The organism is Micromonospora sp. NPDC047756, assembly GCF_055587245.1.
Window position 1 is genome coordinate 18,775 of sequence record NZ_JBVJGQ010000002.1, and the last position, 22,549, is coordinate 41,323.

Consider the following 22,549-nt stretch of genomic DNA (forward strand, 5'->3'; position numbering starts at 1 on the left):
GCCGCTGCCACCAGAGGGGCAGGGGTCTTCCTCCTGCATCACACCGCACGGTCCTGCACGGTCTTGCAAGGTCTCGCGCGATACAACTCGAAACAAGACCGCACGACACCGTGGTGCCCAATTTCCCGTCGCGTAGTGGGGCAGCGCTCTGTCTCCGTTACTCGGTGACCACCTTGGCGACTCGGTCATCAGGCGGCGGTGCGACGCAGACTCGGCATGGCGAAATGGCGAGTACCGATGTTGGCTCGTGGGACCCTTGCAGGTCGGAAGGGGCGGAATGAGTCGGCGAAAAAAGAAGCGCAGCATCGAGCCAGAGGTGCAGGTCGCCCTGATCAACGGCCAAGCGATGGTGGCGAGCGCGGTGATTCAGGCGAAGAGTTCCCGCAGTACTGCTCTCATCTCGACGGCCGGTGCTGTGGTGGTCGCCCTGGTGGCTGCGCTCTGCGGGGTGACGAACACTGGCGGTCACCGCCTTGCCGGGACGTGCTCACTTGACCCGGACCAGTGACCACGACTGCGGGACCGACGCCCACTCGGGTGCCCGGCACGCCGGACACGACACAGACCATCGGGCTGGAACAGTGGTTGGACAAAGCCGAGGAGGACGACGGGAAGGTGCTCTTGGAGGACTGCCTCAGCTACTCGGACGAGGATCAGCGGCGTCACTGCTTGAACGAGAGACTGCTGGCCCTTGGCATGACCGACAAACAACGGGCCGCTCTGCTCAACGTTTACGGCCCGCTCAGCGGGGGCATGGCAAGGATCTCGTGACTCGCCGGTCATCACCCCAACAGGAGATGACCGGCGCTCGGCGATAAGGCGCGTGGTCCTGCGTTCAAAGCTCGCATGGAGCGGACCGTGCCGCGACCCAGTTCTACGCCGACGAGACGGGAGCCGAGCGTGGGCGAAACGGGGTGGGCGCGTAGGCGGTCGACGCCGTGAGGAACAAGGCAGCAGTGGACCGTCGGCCAGCCTTGCCGTGTCGGCCGGGCGGACGGCGGCCAAGGGAGCCGAGGATGGGGGTCTACAGGACATGGCCCCCCCCGTTTACCCCCGAAACCCCCTGACGCTGGTCAACAATCAGTGACAAAGAATGCCGAATTCCTGGTCACGTTTATGCAGTTCAACGCAACTTTTGATAATCAACGACAAGTTAGTTTCGGGTGCGGTGGGTGCCAAGGGGTTTGACAGCCAATGACAAATCCTGAATAGGGCTCGACAAGAGCTTCTCTTAGGTCCGCGCGGTCACGGTAGCCGATGTGGACAGGAGCTGTGGCATCAGAATGGGCGACACTATCGATACTTCCAGTGTGGCTGCCGCACCGCACGAGAGGAGGAGCACGCAGGGAATCGGGTGGACCCCGTGTGGCCTGATGTTTATCTCACCCCCAGTGCTCCTCCCGGTACTTGATGAGGTCGTCGCCGTGGAGCTGCTTGGTCGCGTTGCCGACACGGACCCAGAAATCCGATGCTCCGGGGCCGCCCTTGGCCGGTTTCGCGAAAATGGCTCGGCCGGATGCCGCGACGCTGACCTGGCATAGCGTCTTACCCGCGACCTGGGGGAACCGGATGCGTACGGTCTGCGCGGTCGAAGCGGACAGGTTGTCGTCTAGTAGCTGCCGGAGGAACAACTCGTAACCGTCAGTGTTCTGCTTCGTGCCGAGGGTGGTGAAGTCCTCCGCGATGCCTAGGACCTGGCCGTCGTCCTCGACGCCGATGAGCAGGATGCCGCCCTCAGCGTTGAGGAAGCCGCACACGGTCTTGACGAGGATCTGCCCAAGTTTTGGGTCGTACTGGCTGGTGTGAGGGTTCCATCGGCCGCTGGACTTAAACTCGGTGGTCTGCGATTCACCCGCGGCGATCAGGTCCTCGGTGGTCGCCGGCACGTATCTCTTGCGCTCGCCGGCGAGGGTGTTGAAGGCGTCCCGGACTACCTGGGCGATGAGCTGTCGGCGTCGCTCGAGGAAGGTGGCGTAGTCCAGTTGCTCCCAGCCGACTGGGAGTGCGTGCCAGCGGGACTGCCGGGTCAGGGTATTCGGATCGATCACCTCTGCGATGCGGGGTAGGTAGTCGCGCGGGGCGTCAGCGTTGTTGCGCTCAGCTGGCGGCCATTCGACATACGCCATGTTCGCAATCGCGTTGATCTGCCGCGTCCCCGAGATGCCCAGTGACTCGAGGTGCTTGCGGTGGAACAGGCGGTCGCGCTCGATGGAGCGGGGCGCCGCACCTGAGGGATCTAGTAGATCTTTGACGCGCAGGTCACTGAAGAGCACTTCGGCGTCGAGGATGTTCAGCGCGGCGAGATAGGCGAAGAGCACCGGGGAGCGGGACGACGAGGTGTCCAGCCGGTTCGGGAGTGAGATGTCCCAATAGTCTCCGGTGAAGTTCGCGGCGACGATGCGGTCCAGTTCCGCGACAAAGGCAGCGCCGTCGCCGGTTGAAAGGCCTGCGACTCGTCCCAGGTCGGATTCGAGCTGCGACTCCGGTGAGCTGGTGTAGCGACCGGTGGTGTGCGACATGAAAAACCACCGTGCGATGACTGGGCGTAGGGCCGTCACTTCAAGGCCGAAATCGTGCCGACCGATCAGCCAGAGGGTGTAGCTGAAGATCAGGGCGTTGTCCGACGTGATCATCTTCCGGCTGCGGAAGCCAGCAGTGGCTATGCACTTGAGGAACTCGTGCCAGCTGACCAGGTCGAGTGCCTTCTCCTGGGCTGCGGCCAGGCGCTCGAACTGCTGCTGGCGGCGTTCAGGGCTGACTCTACCGGTCTCAAGATCCTTGCCCCGCAGGATGTTGTAGACGTGCTGTAGCCGGGCGCGGCGGAACGCGACCGCGACGGCAACCCGCAAGAGTTGGTCCGGGCTGGGGTCGAGGAACGGGTTGCGCGGGCTGGAGCCGGTCACGGTGGGATCGACGGCAGCCCGGCTGAAGTCCTCAAGCTGGCGGCGGCCCTTCTCCCAGTGCACCGACATCAGGGTGAGGATGAAGTCGGACTGGTTGAGCTTGACGCCCTCGGAGTTGATCCTGACAAAGATCTCGGCGACCTGCTCCTCGTCGGCCGCCGCGCCTAGCTCGACGACCTGGAACCGGAACTCGCGCAGGTCGCGCACGCGGTCGATGCGTTCCTCGAGATCGTCCTTGAACGCGTCTGACAGTTCTTGGTCCGTCGCCTGGTCAAGTCGGTCGAAGAACTGACGCACGGTGGTCTTGTAGCCGCTCGACCAGAGCGTCGTGATGTCCGGGATGAAGTGAGCGTCGCGCTCGATGGCCGCGTCGGTCACCTCAAAGGTTTGATCTTCCGGGCGGAAGGCGATGCGAATGCGACGCTGCTCGAACGACTTGGTGAGCACAGGGCGGCCGGTCAGCACGGCAAAGAGCGAGGTCAGCCGCTGCTGACCGTCAACGATGAGCAGCTGTGGTGCACGACCGGCCGACTCCAGGCCGATCTGGCGGGTGCCGACCTCCGCACCGGTCTCCCAGAACATGAGCGTGCCAATGGGGTAGCCGCGGTACATCGAGTCAAACAGATCCCGCGTCTTGGCGGCCGACCAGACGAAGGGGCGCTGAATGTCGGGCAGGCCGATGCGTCCGACTTTGATGTCCTCGATCAGGTGGTTCAACGAGTAACCGGTGTCGCGGTACAGGGTGGGCGGCACAGCCGGTGCTCCTCGGGACGACGGGCGGCGTGGACGATCGACGCTACGCGTTGGTCAATACTTGTACCACGCTGTGCCGCTCTCTAGGCACCTTCAACTGTCGACACCGCCGGAGCCCTCGTAGGCGCGTTTACCTTGCACGGCGATGTCGTTTTGATCCGGATCGGACGGTGCCAGTCCGAATTTCTTATTAGGCATGCTCGGCCCTCCGGCGAGGACTCATGGCGCCCAAGACGACACGCAGCGCATCCCGCGGCTGAAGGGTCTCCTGCTTGCTGGCTTGCCGCGATATTGTCGACCTCCTATGAGCGATGCAGCGGCCTTGACGTTCGATGACTACGCTGCGGAATCGGCTGTTCTCGGGATCTACCGGCAGGTCTTCGCGGTGTTGGCGCGGAACGCCAACGCGATGGTGGACGATGCGGACTCGGTCGGGGTCGACGAGTCGATCTTGCAGGCGTTCGCTGACGCGGGGCCAGCCGGGATGACGATCGAACAGGCCGTGCTTGCATGTCCGGCGGTGCCGGCGGGTGTGGTCCGGCGCCGGTTCGAGGTGCTGCGGTCGTACCGTGCGGTGACCCGGGTCAACGAGCGGCCGCACGAGATGTTCTACCAGGCGACGTTCGCGCCGTACGTGATGTTGCTTTTTCTGCGCCGGTTGTCGCAGACCGGGGGCCAGGCAGAGCTACATCGGACGTTGTCGATGGCCCGGCTGGCGCTGGACGACGATGACACGACCCCGGAGGTGGTGCGCGAGCAGTTGCTGGAGATGACGACGGTTTTCCGGCTGCTGGCGAATCCGATCATGCAGTTGGCGAAGTCAGCGACGGTCGAGTCCTTGCGGACGCAGGCCCAGCCGCTGCTGGGTAACAGCGACCTGGTCGACAAGGCGCGGGTGTATCACAATGCGGCCGCGGACCGGCATCCGCAGTTGTTGCCGGAGTGCACGCAGCTCCGGATGGCGCTGGCGGCCTATCGCGACGCGTTGAACACCGCGGCCGGGCGGTTGCTGGCGCACGCTGGTAAGACGCGTGCACTGGGGTTGCTGCCGACCGAGCGGTGGCGCACGTTCGCGCGGGACAGCAGTACCGAGGGGCTGGCGCAGGCGCTGGACGGTTTGCTGTTCGACGCGCCGGAGCCATTCTTCACCGCCGACGATCTGCTGGACGCGGTGGAGGAAGGACTGCAGTCCGATAGTGGCCGGGTGCCGCCGCCGCGACCGCGTGTCGACGAGGAGCCTCCGCCGACGGAGGTTGACGTCGACCCAGAGGCGATGCTGTTGGCTCAGCGCGCGGAGGAGTTGCTTGCCGGGCGGGATGTGGTCACGGTGGCGCAGCTTCTCGCCGACGCGGGTGACTGGCCGACCAGTCGGCGAGTGTTATCGGAAGTGACCGCGATTCATCTACGCCCGGAGCTGCCGTACACGGTGACCTGGGGTGACGGGTGGCGTGTCGATGTGACGTCCACGCGGACGTGGGTCTCCAACGGCTGGTTCCGCCGGGACCAGCAGGAGGCGGCGTGAACGAGCGGGATGCGGCCCTGTGGTGGGCGCGGATCCGGTCCGGCGGTCCGCAGCAGGTCTCCGCTGGTGGACCGACACCGGCCGGGCTGCGTCGTCTGGTGGAGGCTGACGCCAGGGCGGTGTGGCTGATCCCGAACCTGCCTGACAGCGCGGGACCGGCTGTTCTGATCGAGTACGGGGTGCCGGGCTCTTCGATGATGGACAGCAAGGGAACTCTGCGAGTGCTGGCCGCGACTTTGCGGTGTTGCTGGCCTGATCCCGCGACGGATCCATGGCCCGGGCTGCCGGCTTCGACCGGTCATGTCGGTCAGGTGTTGCAACGGCTGGTGCAGGGCCGCAACAAGGTAAGTCGTCAGCAACTGCTGTCCGCGGGGCTCCGGCGCCTTTCGGTATCCGGTTGGGTCTTGCTGGAGGGAGCGGACACGGTGCGGATTGGTCCGCGGATCGCGTCCTTCGGGTCGCTGGAGCTGAGCACGCTTCGGGAGCTGTGGCGGTTGATCCCCGACACCGCTGAGGACCGGCCGGAGGGGTCGTGAACCGCCCGAATTCGATCTTCGAAGAGGTGCTCGGGACGTTGCCCGATCGGCAGCGGGAGCTGGTCGAAGCCGCGTACGCGCTGCTGGAGCACAACAGTGGCCCGGTGCACCGGCAGTTCCTGCCCGCGCTGAGCGATGCGACGAGCCGTGAACGGCTGGAAGAGCTACTTCGCCGAACCGGCCGGACACTGGTGACGGTTGATCAGTTGCATTTCACGTCCGGGTTCGACGACGCCGTACGGACTGAGCTCACCGAGACCGGGTGGCAGCCGCTGTCGCTCGCCGACCGGGCCGTTCTGGTCCTAGTGCTGGTCCACTCGGTGGCGATCCCGCGCAGCGAGGAGCAAATCGCCGCGGACTCCTGGGAGAGCCCGTACCCAACCACGTTGCAAGACGTCAGCCGTGACAGCAAGGTGCCGGTCGGCGAGGTCAGAGCGGCCCTGGGCCGGTTGACCGCGTGCGGGCTGCTCCGAACGGTTCGCGGCGGCGACCACGACAGCGGATACGTCCCGGGCCCGCAGATGTCGCGGCTGACTCCGGCCGCCCGCGAGCAGTTGCAGGACCAGTTGATCCTCGCCGCGGGACCCGACCATCCGCTGGCCGCAGCGATCCGGGAACGCCGGCACAACCGCGTGGGAGGGCAGCGTTGACGTCTGTAGCCGTGCCGTCGGACGGAGTCGTCGAGGACATCGTCGGAGCGCACGTCCTCGCCGGCATCCAGATGGTCAACATCTCGCGGCTGTCGACTCACCCGGTGCCGATCACCGCTCGTGGGCTGATCACCGTGGCAGGACAGGGGCCCTCGGACTCCAACGGTGCCGGCAAGTCGTCGTTCATCGCCGGACTGAGCCTGCTGCACGCCGACGAGCAATGGCGGTTGCAGTCGGGGGCGCAGTCAGCGGCCGAGTTGCTGTTCACCGCCGAGCTCGCCGGTCAGGAGACGATGCACGCCAACGCCGACCGCGGCTACCTGATCGGCGTGTTCGTGCCGCCGCAGGCCGCCACCATGGAGGAGCTGGATGCGTCGGCGCTGACAGTGTGGCTGCGGATCAACCGGCAGAGCCCGCATGTGGAGCTGCGGTGGGCCCATCGGCTGCACGTGCCGTTCGGTGACGCGGAGGACGAACGGGCCGGCGGCGCCGACGGCCTGTGGGATGCTCTGCCGCGCAGCAACGGCCGCACCGACATCCGCGCCAACCGGCTCGCCCGCACCCTGTACGGCTCGACGGTCAGGTGCGTGTCCTTCCTGTCGACCTCGGTACGGGCCAGCCCGACCGCGAACCTGCTCGCCCAGCCGCTCAACGAGCTGACCCCGGAACGGATCTTCGAGGCCATCGGTGCGCTGACCGGCCTGACCGCCGAGATCGAACAGGAACAGAAATCCCGGGCCGAGGAGTACGAACATGCCGGGCGGGCCGCGCGGGCCGAAGAGGAATACGAGCTGTGGGACGACCGGATGAAGGTGGTGGAGGACGGCATCGCCTCACGGGAGCGTGCCCGGACGTTGCTGGCCGAGGCGCGTGACAGCTGGCGAAGCCGCTGCGCCCGGTACCTGGTCGACGGCTTCCACGAATCCGAGCGGATCGGCCAAGACGTCGAGGAGAAGGAACGTCGGCGCAAGGAACTGGACGCGCAGATCGAGACAGCCGGTGAGAAGGTCAATCGGCTGTCCGACGACAAGGCGTTCGACGAGAGCTGCCGAACCCGGATCAAGACGTACGAGGATCAGAAGGCCGTCGAGAGCGCGCTGAAGGTCGAGCAGAATCAGAACGTCGGCTCGATCGAAACCCTCGGTGGACAGCTGCGGACCCTTCAAGCCGTCGCGGCCGTCGCGGACGGGCGCACCGTTGAACAGGCCGAGGAGGAGATCGCCGAAGCCGGGAGAATGGTCCAGGCAGCGGAGCGGATCAAAGGCCGTACAGAGCACGCGCTGCGGGTTGCCAAGGCGGCGCTGTCGGCGGCGGAGAAGGGCGAGGATGTCGCGGTCGCCCAGGTCCGGTTGCTACGGGCGAACGACATCACCGCTGCGCCGCTGGTCGACACGATCTCCTTGACCGAACAGCAGCGGCCCGTTTGGGAAGCTCGGCTGCTGCCCTATCGGCACGCGGTCGCCGTCGCTCACCACCAAGCTCAGGAAGCCGTCCAACTACTGGCCGCGTTACCTGGAAGCTTGCTGGTCGAAGCAGACCCGGCCGACCACCTGCTCGGCCCAGGCCTGCCGGCCGCCGCGGATCCCGACCTGCCGGTGGGTCGATTCCTCGCGGCGTTGGCAGAGCGAGCCGGTGCTGACGGTCATATCGATCCTGTGGCTGGTGTGCACGGGATCGCCGTTCTCCCGGAGGCCCTGACCGGTCGTGCTGGCCGAATCCGGGCCGCTCAGGATCAACTGGAGAAAGCCGCCGGCGAGGACGACGAGGCTGACGAGGGGATCCGTGAGGCCGAACGGACCAAGAGCCGCGCTGACGCGCACCTGCGTGGCGCGAAAGCCGAGGCCGAGGCTGGTGCGGTTCAAGACAAGGTGACGAAGCTCCGTGTTCGCAACTCCGCCATCGAAGGGGAGCTGAGCAAACTCGACGGACCGTTGCGGCAGGCGAAGATCGGCTACGAGGTCGCTCTCGGTGAGAAAGCCGCCCGGGCCCAGCAGATCGACACGGCGCGCCGCACTCTGGCCACCCTGAAAAAGGAACTCGAAGAGAACCGCAAACAGTGGAACGCACTGCTCCAGCAGCGTACAGATCTCGATCTTCCCCGCCTGAACGCGCAGTGGACCGGAACGGTGGATACCGCCGAGCAGCACCTGCTCACGCTCGACGAGAGCGAGGCGATGCGGCCGCCGGCGGAGTGGGACGAGGTGTGCGCGCGGCTGGCCAACGAGGTGCGCGCCGCGTGCTTTCCGCCCGGTGACCCGGAGCAGAACCGGCCGGAGGAACTGCGCGTCGTCGACGAGCAACGCGCCGACCGGCGCACCGGAGGTGCATATGTGCGGCTGATCCCCGATGTGTTGCGGATCGTTGGGAACTTTCTGACCGATCATGAGCGTGTCGACCGGGAGAACGCGTCCCAGATCCAGCGGGAGCGGCAGGCGAAGACGATCACCCTGACTGGAGCGAAGGCCGCGCTCGACGAGGCTCGGCGAACGTCGGAGGCGTTGCGGTCGACCACCGCCAAAGCGATCAAGGCGAAGCTGCGGCAGGTGTCCGACGAGTTCGACCGGCTCGACCAGACCTACGGCGGCTACGGCGGCAACCTCGACTTCCCGGAACCGGAAGCCCCCGCCGACCCGGAGAAGCCGTGGCAGTGGACGATCACCCCACGTTGGCGGCGCGGCGAGGGCAAGCCGCCGTCGTCGTACCGACTGCGCGGCAACACCGCCCAAATGGACGACAAAGCAGTAAAGCTCGTCTGCGCCGCGGCACTCGCCGGCGCCCAGGACCGGCCGCTGCTGCTGGTCCTTGACGAACTCGGCCGCAACCTCGGCGCCGCACACCGCCGCGACGCCGTCGCCCTGTTCGAAAACATCGGCCGCGACCGGGCGATCAGCGTCGTCGGCGCCCTACAGGACGACATGGAGAGGTACGCCATCGGCGCGTCCAGCCTCTACATCAAGCTGCGACGCCCGTCCGACGTCATGCCGTACAACCAGGCGCCGATCGTCATCGGCAGCGAGGCCGACACCGCCCGGGTGCAACTGCTCTCCGACTGGATGACCTCGTTCCGGCCGGAGCCGCAGACATGACCGACTCCGACGGCACCATCCCTGGGGAACCGGATCCCGAGATCACCCTGAGCTGGATCCGCGACTATCCGGGCCTGGTCGCCTACGCACCACTGCCGCCCAGCGGCCGCTACCCCCGCGACAGCCGAGGCCGACCGAGACCGCGCTCGGCCCGGCTCCGCACCGCAGAACCGAGCGAGGCTCCCCGCCGACCGGACGGGCTGCTCAGCGACAGTGACTGGAGCTGGGTCATTCGCAGCGAGCACAGCTGGGCCGGTGTCAGCAGCAGGTTAGGCACCGACGCGCTGCGCATCATGCTGGAACTCGCCGAAGCCGGCTGCGTCACGATCGGCTACACCCTCAACGGCAACGCCCTGGCCCAGCCGCCACGCCGGGTGTACCCGCACCCCGACCTCACGGCAGCCGAGCAAGAGCGCCGAAGCCGCCGTCGCGACGACACCACCACCCTTCGCACCAGGGCGGAGCAGATCGCGTCGGAAATCGCCGACGACTGGCCAGACGCCAGCCGGGCACTACGCAACACCGAGCACCCCAATCGGCTGCTGTGGGCGCTGCGCGCCGCTACCGACCTGGCCGAGGGCCGAACCCATGATTCCCTCCGCGCATTTGTGCAGAGCCACGCCAACGACACGAAAGCCCGCGACGACGTACACCACCTGCTCGCCGCGATGGGCTTCGACCACGAGACACTTATCGCACTTGGCGTGGCCCGCAACCCGTACATCGGGCTCGGCGGCCCGATCCTGCTGCACACGACCGACGGCTCCGTCCTTGACCTGTCGGCCATGCCCGGGCCGCATGACATCCGGCTGAGCCCCCGCATGCTGCCCCGAGTGACCGTCACTGGGCCGGGTGATGTCCTGCTGGTCGTGGAGAACCGGCAGGCGGCCGAAGCGGTCTGTGACGCCCGGGCCGATCTGCCGGTCGTCTGGTGCCACGGGCAGCCGCCCGACGCCGTCGTGTCAGTGATCGTCCAGGCGGCGCAGCAGACCTCCCGTGTTGTCATTTGCGCAGATGCCGACCTCGGCGGCGTCCGCATCACCGCCCGCATCCACGACAACCTGCCGTCGGTCACCACCATCCACGTCGTGGACGTCGGCACCGTGCCGCACGACGAAGGCCGGCCCTTCAACACTCACAGCCGCAGCCGCCTCCAGCAGCTCGCACAACGCCCGGATCCGGTTGGCGTCTTCGCGCAACGCTGCCTGCACCGGGGCTACGCGCTAGAGCAGGAAGCCACCGCACGCGCCGCCCTTCAGGCTGTTTTGAAGTAGCTATCTACCTGTCAAAACTATCCGATCAGATATGCGTACCTGCCGGCAGCAGAGTGGAGATGGCGAACTCCACCGGAGCGGAGCCCCGGGACGTTTCGGAGGGCCGTCCGGCGGTCGCCGCCCACCCTGAACAGCGGCAGCAAGCCACTGGGGGCCAAAAGTACTCATCCGCACGTCGGCACGGCAGCGCACCCGCGCCGGGCAGGGGTCAACGGGAAGCTGGTCGTGAGGTTCGAGGCCAGCACGGATCGGGCAGGGGCGGCGGGCGCGGGTTGCCGATCGTTCACCGCTGACGGCCGATCCTGCTCCGCAGCGCGCCTGCCATGGCTGGGTGACATCGGGGATCCCATCGTCGCCAAAGCGACCGTCACCGCCGAAGCCGGGGTCAGTGACGCATGCCGACCATGGTCCCGGGCCGGGCCGGGCCGGGCCGGGCCGTTGCCACCGCTTTCGCAGGCCTGCGAACCATGACGATGCATCACGTCTCCGAAGCAGAGGCTGCGCTGTGGCCTCCCGCTGTCTGATGCCCTCCGGGGTCAGCCCAGCAGGTGCATCCCGGTCGTCCACCACACTCTTGGCACTTCGGACACCGGAACCGCGAGCCGGGAGTGATCTCAGCGGCGGTGCAGGGCATTGCCAACACATCCGCACCGGCTGTCCGGTCGATTCGATCACCATCGGCAGTGTCAATGACGGCGTTGTGCGGCCACAGAACCGGGTACCGGGCACCGCAGGAGCAGACCCGGCTGCCCCAGATGGCCTCGCAGTTGCCGCACCGTGCCTGGAAGGTATCGCGGTCTCGCATGTGCAGCCGTGCCCCGGACTCTTGGCAGAGCGGGCAGGTGTCGAACCGACCGAAGGCCGCCCCCGCCGCATCCAGGGCGGCCGTCAGCTCTGCCGGCAGAAGCTGACTGGCCCGGCTCGGGCCTAGGTGCCCGTCCACCGCCTCCCGGATCAGGTGTGACCGCTCCTCGGGGGTGGGTCGGCGGAGCAGCAGCACTCGCCGGCCGCCCACCGGGCGCAGCCAGTTCCTGGCTGGCAGCGTCGGCACCCCAGCGGGCAGCGCCACCGGCAGGGGGTATCCGTGGCTGAACCACCGGCCCTGCAGCGTCCACCGGAGGGCCCGCCCCAGCCGCTCCTCGCCCTCGACCTCCAACGGGCTGATCGGCACGAGGCAGGCCGTCGTCCCGAAACCCGCCGGATGCAAGCCCCGACGTACCGGGCGGGGCAGCCATGACCGGGTGGCCCGCAGGCCGGGATAGACGACGACGACCGGACCGGGCAGCGCCGCCAGATCGGCGAGCCAGCCCTGCCGGACCGGTTCGGGGACCTCCGCGCCGAGGTCTCGCGGGTCGGTCACGATTCGGGTCACTTCCGTCCCGCCGGCGTGTACGCCGACCCTACCGTCTTCGCTCATCGACCACGTCAACTCCTCTGCCGGGCCGCGCAGCCGGAGCTGGGTGCCCGCTGCCGGAGCGGGGGCGTCCGGGTCGTCCGGCCGGTACCCGAGCAGCGCCAGGGCGCGCAGCGACAGCGCGGCGACGTACGTTCGGTAGGCGGCGGGAAAGTCCCGGCTGTCGGCCCGTGCCTGGTCCGTGTCCGCCGCCTGCTGCACCGCCCAGCGCTCCCAGAGCTTCCCGACGCGCCGGTACCGGCGGTCGTTGGTGAACAGGTTCGTCCACCTGAGCCGCATGGGTACCCGCGCCCGCCGGTCGGCGTGGGTGAGTGCGGGGGAGTGGCGTAGGGCCCGTAGCCGGCCCCGCGCGTTCGTCAGTGCCGCGTGGGTCGCCTCGATGGCGGCGGCCGACGCTGCCTTGTCCGCCACCGCCACCGCCACGAGCTCGGCGATTCGCTCCCGCCGCCGCCAGAAGCTGGTGCCGTGCAGCGCGCCAACGAACGCGCTCATGTCGGCGAGGCCCGCGCCGAGCAGGGTCAGTTCGTGGATCCGCCTGGTCAGATACTCGTCCAACCGGTCCACCAGCTGCGCCGCCACCCGGTTCTCGTAGAAGTCGACGTCCTCGACGTAGCGCAGGGACAGCACTCGCTGCGGATGGATGCGTCCGTGCTCGACCCCGGCCCATTCCTCCGGATGCCCGGCGAGTCGGGCCAGTCCGGCCGGTGGGACCCGACGAGCGACGTCCGCCCGCACCACCTCCTCCGTCCGCGCGAGGCGGTCGTGCGGGCGGAGGCAGACGTGCGCGAGGTTGTCCACGCCGCGCTGGATCTCCCGGTCGAAGTCCCGCAGCGAAGCCCGCTCGACGGTGTCCGGGACGAACATGTTCGTCGTCATCCAAGCGCTGATGTCGCCGGCTCGGGCGAGAATCCGTGCGGTGTCGATGACCGAGCCCACGACCAGGGGGTCGGCGGCACCCGTCCGATCGGCCACGTCAGCTCTCCCGGCGGTGCACTTCGTCGTCGAGCAACCGGACGCAGCGAACCGGTTCACCCGCCATCTTGTGCAGGTCCCACGCCGTGCGGATCGCCTCCCGCAGCTTGCCGAGGCCCGTCACGGTGACGTCGTACCTCCCTCGGACGGTGCGGAGCACCTTCATCGCGAGGAAGTGGTCGGCTGCAAGGGACCGCCCGTCCTGGTCGGCGTCGCCGTACTCGGGCTGTTCGCCTGTCGGGTCGCCCTGCCGGGCTGCGGCCACCACCGGCGTGAACGTCCGCGACTGCTTTTCCACGCGAGGGCCGATGAGGGCCCGGCCATGCTCCTGGAGGTCGCCGGTGAGGTACTCGACGAACGCCAGGACGGCCTTCTCGTCCTCGCGATGTGCCTGCCGGGCCTGCTTGAAGGCCCGGCGCAGGGCGTCCGTCCCGTACGGCGGCAGGGCGGGCACCGGCCTTCGGCCCAGCCGGGGCCGCTGCGCCGGCAACTCCATGAGGTGGGCCCGGTTGTACGTCTTGTCGGCGAACTCCAACGTGGACTCGTCCTGGTTGGCGGTGCCGATGAACCACACGTTGGGCGGCACGGCGATGCTCGTGCCGCCGACCAGTTGGCGCGGCGCCCGGCCGTCCCCGCGGGTCACCAGTTGGATTGGCACCCCGTCGTCATTCTCCAGCTTCGACAGGAGCACCGAGAAGTATTGCTCGGGCCGGGACAGGTTCATCTCGTCCAGCACGATGAAGAACGGCCGGTCCCGGTGCCGTGGTGTCTGGGCCCGATAGAGTGCCTGGAGGAACTCTGTCTCCTCGAATCGTCGCTCGAAGGTGTTGTGGTGGCCGAAGAGGTCGGTGCGGTCACGCCAGCCGGCCTGCACCTCGATCACCGCACAGTCGGTGCCGAGCGCGCCGGCTAGGGCCCTAGGCAGGGACGTCTTGCCGATGCCGCTCATCCCCTCCAGCAGGTGCAGGCGGCTCATCGCCAGTCCGCCAAGCAGCACGCAGATGTCGTTCAGGCGGTACGCGCGGTCGTGCTCGGCGAACATCGTCGTCTGCAGCGAGCGGGCGAACCCGGCCAGGTCCGGTAGGTCGCCGGACACCTCGCCGGGCTCGTCGAGCGCGGGGTCGTCGTCCATCGCCACGCATCGGGGGAAGAGCGGCGTACCCGGGTCGGGGCGGTCCTGGTAGAGGGCGTCGATGGCCGACCGCAACTCCGCGATCCGCCCCTCGTACCCGCGGGTGAGGACCTCGAAGTGCCGTTCGGCGTCCGCGAGTTGCTTCACCTGCAGGTTGTTGATCCGGTCGGCGAGGGCCGCGCCCCGGAGTTCTTGGAGTTCGTAGCTGAGCTGTTCGCGTGTGGTGTTCAGCTCGCGGTTCTGCTGCTCCAACCAACGAAGCCGATCTAGGTCCTCGTCGCCGATCCGGGCGGCGAGCTTGTCCCGCAGTTCGGCGTTCTGGGCGCGGAGCCGTTCCATCTCGTCCAGCACGTGAGCGGGATCCGAAGAGCCGATCTTGAGTAACACCTGCTCCCGTTCGGCCAGCCGGCCGTGCAGGTCGGCGACCGCCTCCTCGGCCGCCGCGTACTGAATCCGGAGGATCTGCAGGTCCCGGTCGAGTGCGGTCACCTCCGCGGCGGCCCGCGCGGTCACCTCCCTCTCCAGGTCGCGCTCCCGCCGCTCGAGCTGGATCTCCTGTCCCCGCAGGGCACCCTGGTCGTAGTCGAGCTGTTGTGCCCCAGTCGTGAGCTGCTGGCGTTCCTGGGCGAGTTCGGCGTGGACGCGTTCCGCGTCGGCCAGCCGATCCCGCCGGGTCTGCTCGATTTCGGCAAGCGCCTCGGTCCGCTCCGTCACCCACCGCTCGCGCTCGGCGGCCACCTCCGCCGACGCGGCCCGTCGCAGCTCCGCCAGTTCCACGTCGAGCGCCGCCCGGGCCCGCTCCGCCTCCGCCACGAAGCCCGTCTCGGCCGCCTTCTCCCGGTCCCGCAGCTGCGCATCCCGTTCGTCGAGCCGGGCCTCCGCCCGGGCCAGCCGGCCACGGATCTCCTCCGCCTCGGCCTGGGCCTGTGCCGCGAGGTTCAGGTCTGTCCGGATGCGCTGCCGGTCCGCCTCGATTGCCTCCTCCCGCGCTCGTGCCGCCTCCTCGCGGGCCCGTGCCGCTTCCTCGCGGGTCCGTGCCGCCTCCTCCCGCGCCGTGGCGGCCAGGGCGCAGCGCCGGTACTCCTCGATCTGCAGGGTGAGTTTGTCGTAGGTGGTCAGCACCTGCTCCGGGGACCGCTGCGCGGGCGTCAGGGCCTCGGTGGTCAGCGCGTTGACGAGTTCGGAGCCGTCCTCCGCGCGGCGCGCGGCGAGCGCCAGATCGGCTTGGACCTCGTCAGCGCGGGGCCGGGACCGGGCCCCGAGGTTGCGGTACGGCGTCGACCGGGACTTGCTCTTCCCCATGGGTTTGGTTGTCCTTTCGCGAAGGCCGGGACAGATCGGGCAGGTCGACGCCCAGGTACGCGGCCGTCGTGTGCTGGGCGAGCGCCCAGGCCGCCTCGCCGGTGTCGAGGTTGAGCGGCACCACTGCGGCGTGCGCACCGCCGGTGTTTCGGTCGCTCGACAACCGCCTCAGCTCGGTGAACAGGTGTGGGCGGACCTCGACCAGTCGTCGGACGGGATGGTCCGGTCCGCCGTGCGCGCCCGAGACCAGCACCGCGGCGAGCAACGCCGGCGTGTCGCGGACCTTCTCCGGACGACGAACCGCCTTCCGGAACTCGTCCGCTTTGAATCCGAGGACCTGGAGGTGCTCGCCGAACGGCATCCCGAGTCGCCGGCAGCATCGTCCGAGCGGACCGGCGAACCGGTTCCCGTGGGGAGTCAGTTCGGGCGCGTCGGCCGGCGGCGGGTGCTGGGCGACGATGTCGCGCAGGACGACCTCGTGCAGGCGCCAGGCGTTTCGGACCACGTCGCCGATTTCGGTGCAGCCGTCCCCGGTCAGGCGGGCCCGGTCCATGTCCCGCTCTATCAGCGTCAGCAGCTCGAAGAGGTCGCGGCGCGCCCGGACCAGACCGGCGAACCGGTCCTCCAGGACCTCGCCGATCCGTCGGCGCAACGCGATGTCGAGCCGGTCGTACTCCAGCACCACCGCCTCGCTGCGCCGGCCGATGAACCGATCGACTTTCTCGCGCAGCGCCGGCACCTGTTGCAGCCGGGTCGCCACCAGGCGCCGCAGGTAGGTGCTGGACCGGCCGTTGAACGGGCTGAACGCGTCCCAGCTCACGGTCTCGGTACTTGCCGGTTCGTGGCGATCCGACACGAGCGGGACCGGAATCCACACCGGCACACCCGAGGTCATCAAGGCCACCCGTGAGACCACACGATCCGGGGCGGCCCGGTCCCACCGTCGGGCCCGGCCCCGCTCCTGCTTTGCCCGCTCACCACGCGAGACAGCCTCGACAACCTCCTCGTGGCTGGGCTGCTCGGTGCCCGTCCAGCCCTCCGGCAGCACCGGGAATGCGGTGACCCGCAACGGCGCACCGGCAGTCCGCAGCTGCAGCGAGACCTGGTGCCGGGCCCGCCAGTCGGCCTGCGCCAGCCGGGCCTGCAGGGTCGACGCCGGCCAGAGCGATCCGGTCAGGATGTCCTGGTAGACATACGTAGTGATGGTCCGAGTCGGGTCGGGGAAGCCGTCCCGCAACGCCTGCAGCCCGGTGTCGGTCACCGCGCCGTTTCGGTCCAGGTAGGACAGCGCCCGCAGGTCCGACCGGACCATCTTCACCAGGTCACCCTGGAGGCCGAGCAGCGCCGCCATCTCGCCCACCTCCCGGTATCCGGACCGGGCCAGCCCGAGCACCGCCGACTGGAAGACGTTCAGCCGTTCCTCGTGCACGAGCGGTGCGACCACCCGGTAGCGCAGGGCTGGCCACAGCAGCCACAGTTGGTCGCCCCGATACCGGACGTGGTCCGGTAGGACCACCGGGCTGTCAACGTCGAATCCCGCCACCGTTCACCCCCTTGCAGAGTTCCCGGAACGCCACCAGCCCCTCGGCCACCGACCGGCCGGGACGTCCCGGCGCCTCCGGCGTCGCCGACCGTTCCGCCATTGCGGCGTCACCCACCGCGATGAGCAGCCGGCGTTGCCGGCTCATCGCCACGCACATGCGGCTGTCGCTGAGCAGGTGCCCGTACCGCCGGACGGCCTCGGCGGGGTCGGGGGTGGACCTAGGCGGTGAACTGCTCCGGGTCACCGACAGCAGAACGACGTCGAACTCCATGCCCTGGAAGGCGTCGACGGTGCCCACCCGGAGCCGCTGTCGGGGGACCGGCTCGGCGGTGTAGGCCATCGCCGGTACCGGTGCGAACCCTCCCTCGTCGTCCAGGACGGCCAGGCCCGCGTCGACCAGTTCGGTCTCCAGCAGGACCTGCTGCTCGCGATAGAAAGTGATCACGCCGAAGGTGAGCTGCCGCGCCTCGTCCCGTGCGGCCAGCTCCCGCAGCTCCCGCACCAGCCGGTTCGCCTCCACCCGCCGGGTCCGGCTGAATCCGGTCCGTTCCTCGGCACCCGCCCCCAGCGGGACGTCGATCCAGCCCGCGACCTTCCTGGCCCATGGGCTTAGGTCGTGGGTCAGCTCCTGGGTGGAGGGGTGGGACTGGAGCACGTCCGGGCCGCCGTAGAACACCGAGCTGACGAACCGCCCCAGGGCGGGGTGCATGCGGAACTGGGTGTCGAGCCGGATCGTCCGCACCGCGGGTCGCTCGCTCGCGAAGAGGTCGAACCACCGTTCGAAGAGGCTCTGGGACAGCTCGGACCCGTCGAGTGAACGATTGCGGCGCAGCTCCCGCTCCACCTTCTGCTCCAGCATGTGCGGGAGCTGCTTGTGGTCGCCGACCAGGATGATCCGCCGGCGGGCGAAGGCCATCGGGATCATCAGGTCGAGCGGGTTGGCGCGGGCTGCTTCGTCGACGACGACGGTGTCGAAGACCGGCAACGGCGCGTCGAGCACCCGGGACATCTCGCGGGAGTCGGCGTGCTGCACGGTCGACGCGAGCACCGCGTTATACCGGGCCAGGGTCCGCTCCACCAGGTCGAGGTCCTCCCGCAGGTCGTCCTGGTACGCGCGAAGCACCTCGGCGGCGCTGTCGGTGGACGCCGCGTGAACCTGGTGCACTGCCTCCGCGACCTCGATCAGCAGGTCCTCGACGGCCGGATCGTGCTGCGGGGTGTGCAGCAGGCCGGTAGCCGCTGCCAGCCGGTCGAGCAGCGCCAACCGCAGCTCCGCCAGGTCGGGGAGGAGGGCCGCTTGGTCCGCGTCCCCGGTGGCGGCCCGCCCCAGCAGGAGCTGGGCTGGTTCGTCGAGCACGTCGGTCAGCAGCCGCAGCGCGCCGCCCGCCCGCTCCGGGCCGTCGTCCGCGAAGGAGACCGGGGTGACGCGGATCGACCGGACGACACGAGCCACCGCAGCCCGTTCCTCGTCCGTCAGGCTCCGGCCGAGCGTGCCGGTCACCTGCAGCTCCGCCAACGTCCGGTCTAACCGGCTGCGCAGTCCGGCCGGCAGTTCCACCCCGGCCAGCCGCTTCGTCTCCGTCAGCAGGTTCGTCAGATCGGGCCCGGCGACGGGGTGCTGGCTGTAGGCGGCCGCCAGCTGACGCAGCCGTACGACGCGGTCCCAGCCGGCCACCTCGGGACGGTGCCGGTCGAGGTGGCGGTCGACCGCGGCCACCGTCTCGTCCCGCCACTGTCGGGTGTTCTGCCGATCCCGTTCTGGTTTGTTGCTCACCCGGGTCGGCGGCAGGCCCAGCCGTCGGGCCCGGCGGGCCACGTTGTCCACCGCGTCGTGCTGGACGCTGGACAGCAACGTCCGGTTCACCGCCACCGCTCGGTCCCCCAGCTCGTCGAGGCAGCGCAGGAGATCGGTGATGAAGCGAGTCTTGCCGGTGCCGGGCGGACCCTGCACCAGGAGGATGTCCGGTGTGCGCAGCGCCATCCGGAGAGCGGCCCGCTGCACCTCCGTCGGTCTCTCGCCGGCAGCAGCGCCGATGACCCGGTTCACCGCCCGGTCGTGTGCCGGGTCGGCGCGTGGCTGCGCGCCGGGCCGCGGGAGTCCCTCGATGAGCAGTCGCAGGCCGGGCAATTCGGCCTGGTCGTTCTCGATCCGCTCGCGGGCGGTGTCCCGCCGCCGCAACCGGGACCGGTCCCCGGACAGGGAGCGGAACAGGTAGCCCGTCACGGGTGGCGGCTCGTCCCCGGCGACCGCGAGGTCCACCGTCCAGTTTCCCACCGCCGCGCCGCGGACTTCGCCGTGCACCCCCACGGTGGCCCGGCCGTGTTTCTCCGCCAGTTCCGGGGGAAGCTCCCCGGCCGCTTCCAGCTCCAGCCGCCCCGGGTACGCGGCCACCGTGCCGAGAAACCGTGCGGCCCGCTCGCCGGGCTGAAGCTCGAACCGCCAGTCACCCCGGGCGGTCACCTTGCACGACTGGAACCTCGCCCACCGCAGCCGCTTGGCGTCCTCAACCAGGGCCTCCCGCTCGATGTTGTTGTACGCCTGCCATAAGTCGAGGTAGGTGCGTCCGTCGGACTCGAGGCCGAGCAGGGCGGCCCGGATCGCCTCCGACGCGTCCGCCTCCGCGCCCCGGTCGACGAACCGTACGTCCACCTCACTCAGCCGGTGCCAGCGGCCTCGCCCCCGGGCATCCGCGCCGGTCATCCGGGTGATCCGAAGTACGTTGTCGACCAGCGCGACGTCGGCGACCCAGCGGGTGCCGTGCAGTGTGAACGCGCTTCCGGCGGGCTGCTCGCGGGGCCCACCGCTGTGCACGATTCGGTCCCGCGCGCCTTCAGCCGGCGGAGGCAAGCAGAACTCCCGTCGCAGCCAGTCCCGCACCTCGTCGAAGCCTGTGGTGTGTACCCGGGCTGCGACGCGGACTTGTCCGGCGACCCGGTCGTCGACACCGATCTCCAACCGCGGGCCGAGGTCGGCACCGGCAAAGCCGTGGCACTGGAGGTCTACCTCGCGGTCGGTCGCGTGGGCGACCCAGGCCACGACGCTGTGTCCGGCTGCGGCGAGCCAGTCACGCGCGTCCGGATCCGCCACCTGGGCTCGGAAAGGGCCGTACTGGCGGCCCTGGTGTACCGCCAGGTCGAACGCGGCCGTCGCCGCAGGCACGCGTACCTCGATCTCACGGTCCTGGCGATCCTTCTCCGCGAGCGCCTTCAGCCAGGGCGGTACCACGGCGCCCATCACCGGGTGGACGCGGATCAGCCGGGTGTCGCCCACGGTCAGTTCGTCAGCGCGCATCGGGGGCCTCGATCGACTGCAGGACCAGGATCCGGTGTGGCCGCAATTCGGTGTCGAAGTGGATCCACCACGGAGCGCGCAGGTGCTCGACCGCGGCGGAGCCGGGAATGAGCTGGAGTCCGTTGCCGCCCTGCGGCGGCACGCGGCGCACTATTGACCGTCCGCAGTTGCGCACCCGGACCTCGGCGCCGCCGTCCCACTCCATCCTGAGCAGCGCCACGGTTGGGTCCTCCGGGTGTCGTACCGCCGTGCGGTTCGTGATCAGGAGCGGCCGGTGCGCCTGCAGCACCAGCGTCAGGTCGTCCTGGGGGAGCAACGGTGGTGGCCCTTCAGTCAGGCGTGGGAACTGTTCGAGCACGGTGACCGTCAGCGCGGGCGGGCGGGCGGCCCGGCACCACGGGCAGGTGGGGTGCGCGGCGAGGAAGCTCTGGCCGCACGGGCAGACCAGGCAGCGATCGGCGGCGGCGTGCAGGGCCGCCGCCCACTCCCCGGCGCCGGGGCGCGCCCACGGGTCGGTCATCCCCTCCTCGAAGGTACGTCGGAACAGATCCCGCAGGCGCCGTGTGAGCACCCGGTCGGCCGGGTAGCCGAACCGGGTCCGGTTGCGATCGTCGGTCGAGTCGTCGATCCAGGGCACCAGCCCGCGCTGGGCGTCGTCCTCCAGTTCGACCTCGCCCTCGTTGACGTAGTCGCCAATCAGCGGGTGATTCATGGTCAGGACCTCGTACGCGAGCACGGCGAACGAGTAGACGTCGCTGAAGACGGTGTTGCCGCTCTGCCCCCGCAGGAGCTCCGGTGCGCTGTAAAAGGGCGTCCCGAGCCGACGGGTCGCCGAACTGCTCTCGGTCTGCAGGTTGTCCGCGTCGATCAGCCGGACTTCGTCGTGACCGAGGTCGGAGGAAACCAGTACGTTACCCGGAGAGACATCGCTGTAGACGATTCCCCGATCGTGCAGGGTGGCGAGGACATCGGCGCACCGGGCGAGCAGGACGAGCCGGCGGCGCAGGCCACCACCGCCCAGATACCACGCGTCCTCGTCCTGCTGCGGCGGGTCGCACAGCTCCCGCAGCGGAACCATGTCCTCCAACAGCTCCATGACGTAGCCGACATGCGGCGGTGCCAGTTGCTCCAGCGGGCGGCAGAGGGGAATGCCGTCCAGTGGCAGCCACCGGAGGCGGGCGAAGAGCTCGGTCATCCGGTCCCGGCTGGAATCGTCGGGGGCGCACAGTTTCACTGCCAGGCCGCCGTACCGGGTACGAAAGACCGCCCCTTCGCCGCCGCTTCCCAACTGGTTGTCGAGCAGGAGATCGAGGTGCAGGTTGTTGCTCGCGGCTCGGACACTGCTCGGCCACGCGGAGCCTTCCGTGCTCAATCCAGATCCTCCAGCCGGACGGCTCTCGGTGCAGTGCGCTGGTGGAGCTGTTCGGTCACCGTCGCGGTTACCCACCGGAACTGCGCCGGGATCTCGTGCACCTGGTCGCTCCGAAGCACGTCGGTGCCGGGAGTGCTGAACTGGGCCAACACCTCGTCAGCCTCCGAGGTCCGATCGACGCCGATCCCGATGGCCAGCCGCAGTGCCCGCGCACCCCAACGGGTGCCGAGCAATGCCGTCAACGGAGCCTGCCAGTCGTCCGTGGGCAGCCCGTCGGAGACCAGGACCAGGGTGGGCGGGAATGCCCGCTTCGGCACGACGGTCGGGTCGTCGAGCAGCGCCCGGGTCAGGTCGAACGCACCACCCATCGGAGTCCGGCCCCGCGGTGTGAGTTCGGTCCACTGTGCCTGTGAGGCGCGGACCAGCGGCTGGTGCACGACGGCCTCGTCCCCGCCGAAGGCGATCACCGCAACGTGTATCTCTCCCCGCGCGGAGTCCTCCGCAGCGAACGCGTGCAGCATGCTCCGAATACTGCGATTGAGCACGTGGATCTTCTCGCCGTCCATGCTTCCGCTGATGTCGGCGAGGACGATCACCGGCATCGGCCGAGGCGGGCGTCGCGATTGGTTCGCCAACACCTGCTGTTCGGCGTCGAGGGTTGAGCCATATGCCGTCAGGTTCTCCGGCGCCAATACACCGGCTCCTCTCCAAAATCGCTCTGTACGTATGCTCGTCACGCGACCGAGCCAGTCAGGCTCTCAGGTGCCTTCCGACAGGTCAATATCCCGAACGCGCCGA

General features: G+C 69.0%; 13 protein-coding genes. 6 read left to right on the top strand and 7 right to left on the bottom strand.

Features of this window, described 5'->3' with window-relative positions:
- Window positions 1–504 precede the first annotated feature (504 nt).
- Window positions 505–771, top strand: a complete 267-nt coding sequence (locus ACZ6NZ_RS05370; RefSeq protein WP_465855986.1) for a hypothetical protein — start codon at window positions 505–507, stop codon at window positions 769–771.
- A 611-nt stretch (window positions 772–1,382) separates the two neighbouring features.
- On the opposite strand, the gene ACZ6NZ_RS05375 is transcribed toward ACZ6NZ_RS05370, so the two are convergent.
- Window positions 1,383–3,656, bottom strand: a complete 2,274-nt coding sequence (locus ACZ6NZ_RS05375) for a GmrSD restriction endonuclease domain-containing protein (protein WP_465855988.1) — start codon at window positions 3,654–3,656, stop codon at window positions 1,383–1,385.
- Between the two features lie 304 nt (window positions 3,657–3,960).
- Between ACZ6NZ_RS05375 and ACZ6NZ_RS05380 the strand changes: the two genes are divergently transcribed.
- Genes ACZ6NZ_RS05380 through ACZ6NZ_RS05400 form a run of 5 tightly spaced genes read left to right on the top strand, consistent with a single transcriptional unit; the run spans window position 3,961 to window position 10,724 of the window.
- A complete protein-coding gene (locus ACZ6NZ_RS05380) occupies window positions 3,961–5,178 on the top strand; it encodes a hypothetical protein (protein ID WP_465855990.1) in 1,218 nt (405 codons plus the stop codon).
- A complete protein-coding gene (locus ACZ6NZ_RS05385) occupies window positions 5,175–5,714 on the top strand; it encodes a hypothetical protein (protein ID WP_465855992.1) in 540 nt (179 codons plus the stop codon). The genes ACZ6NZ_RS05380 and ACZ6NZ_RS05385 overlap by 4 nt, the downstream gene beginning before the upstream one ends.
- Window positions 5,711–6,364, top strand: a complete 654-nt coding sequence (locus tag ACZ6NZ_RS05390; protein ID WP_465855994.1) for a hypothetical protein — start codon at window positions 5,711–5,713, stop codon at window positions 6,362–6,364. The genes ACZ6NZ_RS05385 and ACZ6NZ_RS05390 overlap by 4 nt, the downstream gene beginning before the upstream one ends.
- Window positions 6,361–9,450: a coiled-coil domain-containing protein gene (locus ACZ6NZ_RS05395; protein WP_465855996.1), complete on the top strand. Its 3,090-nt coding sequence runs from the start codon at window positions 6,361–6,363 to the stop codon at window positions 9,448–9,450. Before ACZ6NZ_RS05390 ends, ACZ6NZ_RS05395 begins: the two co-directional genes overlap by 4 nt.
- Complete coding sequence (locus ACZ6NZ_RS05400; RefSeq protein ID WP_465855998.1) at window positions 9,447–10,724, top strand: DUF2399 domain-containing protein; 1,278 nt, start codon at window positions 9,447–9,449, stop codon at window positions 10,722–10,724. The genes ACZ6NZ_RS05395 and ACZ6NZ_RS05400 overlap by 4 nt, the downstream gene beginning before the upstream one ends.
- Window positions 10,725–11,202: 478 nt before the next feature.
- On the opposite strand, the gene ACZ6NZ_RS05405 is transcribed toward ACZ6NZ_RS05400, so the two are convergent.
- The 6 genes from ACZ6NZ_RS05405 to ACZ6NZ_RS05430 are packed head-to-tail and all read right to left on the bottom strand — an operon-like array spanning window position 11,203 to window position 22,353.
- Complete coding sequence (locus ACZ6NZ_RS05405) at window positions 11,203–13,110, bottom strand: DUF2357 domain-containing protein (RefSeq protein WP_465856000.1); 1,908 nt, start codon at window positions 13,108–13,110, stop codon at window positions 11,203–11,205.
- A gap of 1 nt (window position 13,111) precedes the next feature.
- Window positions 13,112–15,544, bottom strand: a complete 2,433-nt coding sequence (locus tag ACZ6NZ_RS05410; RefSeq protein ID WP_465856002.1) for an AAA family ATPase — start codon at window positions 15,542–15,544, stop codon at window positions 13,112–13,114.
- Window positions 15,477–17,087 (bottom strand): hypothetical protein, encoded by a 1,611-nt coding sequence (locus ACZ6NZ_RS05415; protein WP_465856004.1) that lies wholly within the window; start codon window positions 17,085–17,087, stop codon window positions 15,477–15,479. The genes ACZ6NZ_RS05410 and ACZ6NZ_RS05415 overlap by 68 nt, the downstream gene beginning before the upstream one ends.
- Window positions 17,068–20,379: a DEAD/DEAH box helicase gene (locus ACZ6NZ_RS05420; RefSeq protein WP_465856006.1), complete on the bottom strand. Its 3,312-nt coding sequence runs from the start codon at window positions 20,377–20,379 to the stop codon at window positions 17,068–17,070. Before ACZ6NZ_RS05420 ends, ACZ6NZ_RS05415 begins: the two co-directional genes overlap by 20 nt.
- A complete protein-coding gene (locus tag ACZ6NZ_RS05425) occupies window positions 20,369–21,751 on the bottom strand; it encodes a protein kinase domain-containing protein (protein WP_465856008.1) in 1,383 nt (460 codons plus the stop codon). Before ACZ6NZ_RS05425 ends, ACZ6NZ_RS05420 begins: the two co-directional genes overlap by 11 nt.
- The gene (locus ACZ6NZ_RS05430) at window positions 21,748–22,353 is read right to left on the bottom strand and encodes a vWA domain-containing protein (RefSeq protein ID WP_465856010.1); all 606 of its coding nucleotides are present in this window, start codon (window positions 22,351–22,353) and stop codon (window positions 21,748–21,750) included. The genes ACZ6NZ_RS05425 and ACZ6NZ_RS05430 overlap by 4 nt, the downstream gene beginning before the upstream one ends.
- Window positions 22,354–22,549: the final 196 nt, after the last annotated feature.